The organism is Methylocystis sp. (assembly GCF_051061225.1).
Lineage (GTDB): Bacteria > Pseudomonadota > Alphaproteobacteria > Rhizobiales > Beijerinckiaceae > Methylocystis.
Window position 1 is genome coordinate 1 of the sequence record NZ_JBPFEB010000069.1, and the last position, 6,067, is coordinate 6,067.

Here is a 6,067-nt window from a genome sequence, read left to right on the forward strand (position 1 = left end):
GGTTCAAAGCGAGCGCCGCCACGACAAAAGGAAGAAAGGAGAAAGCAAAGCTCTTGACCACGGACCAGGCATGAAAACATAAATCAACCAGGGTCACTTCTCAGTGAAAATCCCGGGTCAACTCTCAGCGGAAATCAACAGTCGGGCAAAGCACAATCGCGGAAACCTCCGGGATCAGCGACAACAGCCAATCGAGCAGCGTTGGGGCGACGACGATCGCTGAAGCGGGCGGATTGACCGACGCGAGTCGGGTGAACATCGCCACCCAATCGACGATCCCCGCGACCGGCGCGCTGACGCCAGCCGCTCAATCAGCGAGTTTCGCTGCGGCCGCAATCGCGGAGCTCGGCGCGCTATCTCCGTCCGCGTTCGCGAATATGCTCGCAAGCGCCGCGCTGGCGGAGATCGGGGGCATATTGCCGTTCGGCGGGTTTGTCTTCGTTGCGTCGGCGCTGATTGGCGAAACAGGCGGCGCAACGGTCTCCGGTTCCCGAGCATATTCCGGATCAGCGACGATCGGTAAGACGGGCGGAGCCGCCGCCGCGTATCAATTAAAGCTCGTGGGATCGACCACGATCTCCGAAAGCGGCTCCCTCGCGGATATCAGCGTTGCGACGGCAGTCGCTGGCGCGCAGATCAGTGAGACCGGCGCGATTTCGCCGGTGTCCCTGAATGCGACGCTCGCCATAGCGAACATCGCGGAAGCGGGGCAAGCCTCCCCCTCGAGCGCCATGACAACGCGAGGCGCATCGACGATCGCCGAGACGGGCGGTCAGGCGCCTTCGCCAGCGCTCACCACAAGCGGCGCATCAACGATGGCGGAAAGTGGCGGGGTCACGGGAGTTGGCGTCGCCTTGTTGCCCGCATCCGCTGCGATTGGGGAGACAGGCGGGTTAACGGACGCGGTTTCGAACAGGATCGCAGTTGGGGCGGCGATCGGCGTCTCAGCGGCTTTCAATGCCTCGGGAAGAATAGTCGCCTCCGGCACAATTCAGCTTGCCCAGACCGGAAATGTGGCCCCCTCCGGCAGATATACTTCCTCGCCTTCCACGACATTCACAGCGTCATTCTCGGCCAACATATCCAGCGGGCTATCGCTTGCGGTCGCGGCGGCGATCGCCGCCGCTCTCGCCCAATCGTGTGGCGGGAATACCGCGAGGCCTGTGGTCTTCGATCTGACGGCGGTTGTTCTGTCCCTGCTTGGGCAAACCGCCATCGATACCCCGACGCGCAGCATGTCGGCGACAGACAATCGAACTCAAATACTGGGCGGCACGGTCGAAATCGTCTTCGATCAATCCGCGGAAGTTAAGGAGATCCTCTAATGCGACACGCTCTCAAATCGATTGCCCGCGCCTTCTCGAATTGGGCGGGCGCCAATGATAACGTCATTGGCGCCCGTATGCGGACTTTCTACAAAGTCGAATGCTTCGACAAGGACGGCAATCTCAAGTGGGTCGAGAAGTGCGAGAACCTCGTCACGACGGCCGGCGCGACCGATCTGCTGTCCAAATACTTCAAGGGATCGGCCTACACGGCGGCTTGGTATGTCGGCCTCTACAAGGGCACAGGCACGCTGGCGACCGCCGACACGATGGCGTCGCACGCTGGCTGGACGGACTCGACGGATTACAGCAACGCCAGCCGCCCCGCGTGGACCGGCGGCACGCCTTCCGCTGGCTCCGTCGACAACAGCGCCTCGGTCGCCGTCTTCAATATCAACGCGACCGCCACGATCCTTGGCGCTTATCTCGTCAGCGATAACACCAAGGGCGGCACGACCGGCGTGCTTTACGGCGAAGCCATATCAACGCGACCGCCACGATCCTTGGCGCTTATCTCGTCAGCGATAACACCAAGGGCGGCACGACCGGCGTGCTTTACGGCGAAGCGGCGTTCGGCGCTTCCCGCTCCGTTATCAGCGGCGACACGCTGAATGTGACCGTCACCCTAACTGCTGCCTGAGAGGCGACACATCCCATGAAGATCGAACTCCTGATGACCGTCGAGCAGCCGATCGTCGTGCCGCTCGATGCGCCATTCACCCCTGCCGTGAACGAGATCGCCGCGCGCGGCGCCTATGAGACGGCGCGCTCTGTGGACGAGGAAGTTGGCGTGGCCAAAATCGTCTGGAAATTTCCGGTCGGCTCTATCGTCGATATCCCGGACAAGGCGGCGAATACGCTGATTAACCTCGGCTACGCGAGGGCGGTCTGATGACAAACGCTGTGGAGGTGACGCAGGGAGACGTCTTCTCCCTGCGCTTCCCTTTGCTCGAACCAAGTGGCCAGCCGGCCAGCTATGTGGGGACTCCCGCCGCCAAATTTGCTCTTGGCAAAAATCCCTACATCGCTCCCGGTGAGACGCCGATCCTGTCGAAGTCTTCTCCTTCGTCTGGATGCCGTGTTGTCCAGGAAACCGTCAGCGCGCTTCAGACTTGGGTCGTCTACGTCGACTTCGTCAAAGCCGACACGCTCGGCAACGCCAATGTCCCGGCGGGCCAGCACTACTATGAGCTCAAGGCGAACGAAAACACGGTCGCCATTGGCAGCCTGATGATCCAGCCGACGCTGATCACCTCTTAAAATTCTCAACCAGAAACCCAGAGCCTGAACATGTCCGTCGAGTTCTCCGGAGCGGCGCGGCGATTGACCGCGCGCGATGTTGAAGACGCAGCCGAGAAGATCGGTTGCCGTGTCGCCGCGCTGCGCGCCGTCCTCGCGGTCGAGAGCCGTGGGTCAGGCTTTGACGCCAAGCGCCTGCCCGTCATTCTATTCGAGCCGCACGTGTTCTATCGCGTGCTCAATCGAAACATGCGAGAGGCTGGGGAATTGAACGGCCCCGGGTCCCGCCTCGATCGCGCCGTTCGTGCAGGGCTCGCCTACAAGGAATGGGGCGAGCATCCCTATCCGAAAGGGAATGAGGCGCAATATGAGCGCCTTGATCAGGCGTCGCGCATTGACGCAGAAGCCGCCTTCCAAGCGATTTCGATCGGCTTGGGCCAGGTGCTTGGTGAAAACCACGCCATGGCCGGCTTCAGTTCCGCTCGCGCCATGTTCGATGCGGCAATCGAATCTGAGGCCGCGCAGCTCGATCAGATGGTCGCGTTCATCAAGGCCAGACGTCTCGATGATGATCTGCGCTCCCTCAACTGGAGCGGCTTCGCGCGCGGCTATAACGGCCCCGGGCAGGTCCCGAAGTATGCGTCCTGGCTGGAGCGCGAATATGCGAGATGGTCGAAGATCGCGTCGAAGCCGCGCGAGGAGCTGACGGCCAAGGACCTGCGCGCGGCCGGGTCGCAGACCATCGCCGCCACCGACCAGGCAAAGGCGGGCCTCGCCGTCGCCGCGACGTCGGCAAGCGGCGCCCTCGGCCTTGCCGATCAAGTCAAGGGCGTCGTGCAACCGATCCAGTCAGCGGCCGCACATGTCGACAGCTTCAATCAGGCCGTCGGGTGGCTTCAGGACAATTGGAAGGTCCTCGGGGTCATCGTCCTCGCCCTGCTCGCCGCCTATGGCGTCTGGTCGATCTGGAAAGGGATCAAGGCGGCCGAGGAAGAGCGTGTCAATGGCACCCGAAATTTCCCCACTTTTGGCGAACGAAAATTCCCCAGTCTGGCGGGTCGGGCGATCAGCCTGCGAGGTGATCAGCGCCTCCGTTTTTGGGCGGCCGTCCGCGGCGTTTCAGGGTCGCCGGGACAGGCAAGGGGTTGAGGGAAGCCTTCGAGCGGATGTGCTCGGGTAGAAGATCGGCATGTTCGCGCAGGCGGTAGCTTGAGCCCTCGATCTGGAAGACGACGGCGTGGTGAAGCAATCTGTCGAGTAGCGCCGTGGCCACGACGGAGTCGCCAAAAATCTCGCCCCATTCGGCAAAACCGCGGTTGGAGGTGAGGATCATGGCGCCCCGTTCATAGCGGGCATTGACGAGTTGGAAGAACAGATTGCCGCCGTCGGGGACTACCGGGAGGTAGCCGATCTCATCGACGATGAGCAGCGCAAAACGGCAGAAGAAGCGGATCTTCTCGCGCAAGGTTCCTTCACGTTCGGCTTTTGCAAGCGTGGCGATAATGTCGGCAAGCGAGCCGAAGTAGACGCTGCGGCCGGCTTTGACGGCCTCTACGCCGAGCGCCAGACTCAAGTGGCTCTTGCCGGTCCCTGGCGGACCGATGAGATGGACGACCTCGGCGCGATCGATGAATTGCAGCTCGGCGAGCGCCATGATGCGATTCTTGTCGAGTGAGGGCTGGAACGAGAAGTCGAAGCCGGCAAGTGTCTTGATCGCCGAAAGCCGAGCCATCGTGAGGGCCATCTTGACGCGGCGGTTCTCGCGCAAGGTGATCTCTTCATGGAGCAGCAGGTCTATCGCCTCCAGGGCCGTGGTCTCGCCGCGCTCGATGCCGCGCAGCGTCACGTCCAAAATCTCAAGGGCGCGCGGCATCTTGAGGCTCACGAGGTTGCGCTTGATACGATCGATTACCGCCGGCGCCGCTCCAACCGGCCTGACTCCTTCGCGCACCTTCATCGCGGTCCTCCGTGGCTCGCGAGGCGACGGCCGACAGCCTCGTAGAAGGCTAGCGGACGCCGGGCGGCCTGCTGGCCGGCGCGCTGGAGGACGACCGGTTGGCTTTCCGCGGGGCGCCGACATGGCGGCGGCGCAACTTTGCGATGTGTCGGATCGAGCCGCTTTTGGCCGCGGCCCTCCAATGGCGCGTGGCTGGCGACGAGGGCGCCTTCTTCGAAAATACGGATCGCATCGGCCAGAACGTGCACGTCGAGAACGCGCCGGCGCGTCGTATCGGGAACGCTGTAGAAGTTGCCGCCGACGCTGACCATGCCGTCGTGCGAGACCCGGCGCTCGAGCTTGAGCAGCGCACTATAGGGAGAAGCTGGCAAGGGTTTTAGGGACGGCCGCTCCTCGGCGAAGGCCTCATTCACCACGCGTTGCGTGGTCGCGTGCACCCGCGGATTGGCGACCTCATCGAGCCAGCGTCGCAATTGCTCGTTGAGATCGTCGAGGTTGCGGAATGAGCCGCCAAGAAAAAAGTCTTCGCGGACATAGCGGAACGGCCGCTCTACTTTCCCCTTTGTCTTGGCCCGGTAAGGACGGCAGGCGCGGGGCTGAAAGCCATAGTGGCGGGCGAGATCGACCAGCGAACGATTGTAAATTACGAGCCCCTCGGCATCCTCGCCGATCACCGCGGTCTTCATGCGATCGTAGAGGATGTCCCGCGGCGCTCCGCCGATTGCCCCGAACGCCGCGATATGGCAGCGCAGGAGGCTTTGGAGGTCCTGATGGACGACGAAGCGCGCCCAGATGTAACGTGAAAAGCCCAGCACCATCGAGAATAGCCAGACAATCCGCTTGACGCCCGGCTCGTCCGAAAACTCCACCTCGAAGTGGGCGAAGTCGACCTGCGCTTGCTCACCGGGCGATGTTTCGAAGCGGACTTCGAACCCTGTGGCGCGTGGCGGCCGCATCTCGCGGATGCGGTCCCTGACGACGCTGTAGCAGCCGGCGTAGCCACGCTCCTTGATCTCCCGCCACAGGCGGACGGCGGTGAGGCCAGGATAGGCCGCCAGGCGTTCCCGCAGATAAGGTTCGAAGGGGCCGACGATCCCTGGCGAGGGCGTCCGCTTTTTGTAGGCCGGAGGTTCCAGCCCTTTGGCGATGTGAGTGCGAACGGTCTTGCGGTCGATGCCGAGCTGCCGGGCGATGGCCGACACCGAAAGGCCTTGCTTATGCAAATCCAGAATCATCACGAGTTCCCCAAGTTTAATCACCAGCCCCTCCCTGCCGCCAAGGGGAGAAGCATCGGTGAGTCGGCGCGCCGACCGGGCTTCCAGGGCATGCCCTGGAAGCCCGGTCGTCACGAAAACTGGGGAATTTTCAAATGCCATAACTGGGGAGATTTAATCCGCCACTGACAACGTCGTTGAGACGCGCGGTGGCGAGGAGCGATGAGATTGTCGCCCAGGTGTCGCCGCCCGCCTCGGATCCCGCGAACAGCGCATTTTTACGCGTGATGGTCTGCGGCCGGATCGCGCGCTCGACGCTATTGTTGTCGATC

Annotated in this window: 7 protein-coding genes and 1 pseudogene; 5 read left to right on the forward strand and 3 right to left on the reverse strand. The window is 62.6% G+C overall.

Annotated elements, in window-relative coordinates; translation table 11 throughout:
* Positions 1 to 233 precede the first annotated feature (233 nt).
* The 5 genes from ACR652_RS13550 to ACR652_RS13570 are packed head-to-tail and all read left to right on the forward strand — an operon-like array spanning position 234 to position 3,713.
* A complete protein-coding gene (locus ACR652_RS13550) occupies positions 234 to 1,325 on the forward strand; it encodes a hypothetical protein (RefSeq protein ID WP_434507022.1) in 1,092 nt (363 codons plus the stop codon).
* A complete protein-coding gene (locus tag ACR652_RS13555; protein WP_434507023.1) occupies positions 1,325 to 1,936 on the forward strand; it encodes a hypothetical protein in 612 nt (203 codons plus the stop codon). The genes ACR652_RS13550 and ACR652_RS13555 overlap by 1 nt, the downstream gene beginning before the upstream one ends.
* Before the next feature lie 44 nt (positions 1,937 to 1,980).
* Positions 1,981 to 2,217 (forward strand): hypothetical protein, encoded by a 237-nt coding sequence (locus tag ACR652_RS13560; RefSeq protein WP_434507024.1) that lies wholly within the window; start codon positions 1,981 to 1,983, stop codon positions 2,215 to 2,217.
* Positions 2,217 to 2,585 (forward strand): hypothetical protein, encoded by a 369-nt coding sequence (locus ACR652_RS13565; protein ID WP_434507025.1) that lies wholly within the window; start codon positions 2,217 to 2,219, stop codon positions 2,583 to 2,585. The genes ACR652_RS13560 and ACR652_RS13565 overlap by 1 nt, the downstream gene beginning before the upstream one ends.
* Positions 2,586 to 2,615: 30 nt before the next feature.
* Complete coding sequence (locus ACR652_RS13570; RefSeq protein WP_434507026.1) at positions 2,616 to 3,713, forward strand: N-acetylmuramidase family protein; 1,098 nt, start codon at positions 2,616 to 2,618, stop codon at positions 3,711 to 3,713.
* Here the strand turns inward: ACR652_RS13570 and istB are convergent.
* The 3 genes and pseudogenes from istB to ACR652_RS13585 form a co-directional block, all read right to left on the reverse strand.
* On the reverse strand, positions 3,631 to 4,521 hold the full coding sequence (gene istB, locus ACR652_RS13575; protein ID WP_434507027.1) for an IS21-like element helper ATPase IstB: 891 nt from the start codon (positions 4,519 to 4,521) through the stop codon (positions 3,631 to 3,633). The genes ACR652_RS13570 and istB overlap by 83 nt on opposite strands.
* The gene (gene istA / locus ACR652_RS13580; RefSeq protein ID WP_434507028.1) at positions 4,518 to 5,780 is read right to left on the reverse strand and encodes an IS21 family transposase; all 1,263 of its coding nucleotides are present in this window, start codon (positions 5,778 to 5,780) and stop codon (positions 4,518 to 4,520) included. Before istA ends, istB begins: the two co-directional genes overlap by 4 nt.
* Positions 5,781 to 5,925: 145 nt before the next feature.
* Positions 5,926 to 6,067, reverse strand: a pseudogene (locus tag ACR652_RS13585) (IS66 family transposase); the annotation flags it as partial.

Excerpts from the sequence above, each read along its gene's own strand:
- ACR652_RS13555 (WP_434507023.1), top strand. The coding sequence starts at position 1,325 with ATGCGACACGCTCTCAAATCGATTGCCCGCGCCTTCTCGAATTGGGCG.
- ACR652_RS13560 (WP_434507024.1), top strand. The coding sequence starts at position 1,981 with ATGAAGATCGAACTCCTGATGACCGTCGAGCAGCCGATCGTCGTGCCG.
- ACR652_RS13565 (WP_434507025.1), top strand. The coding sequence starts at position 2,217 with ATGACAAACGCTGTGGAGGTGACGCAGGGAGACGTCTTCTCCCTGCGC.
- ACR652_RS13570 (WP_434507026.1), top strand. The coding sequence starts at position 2,616 with ATGTCCGTCGAGTTCTCCGGAGCGGCGCGGCGATTGACCGCGCGCGAT.
- istB (WP_434507027.1), bottom strand. The coding sequence starts at position 4,521 with ATGAAGGTGCGCGAAGGAGTCAGGCCGGTTGGAGCGGCGCCGGCGGTA.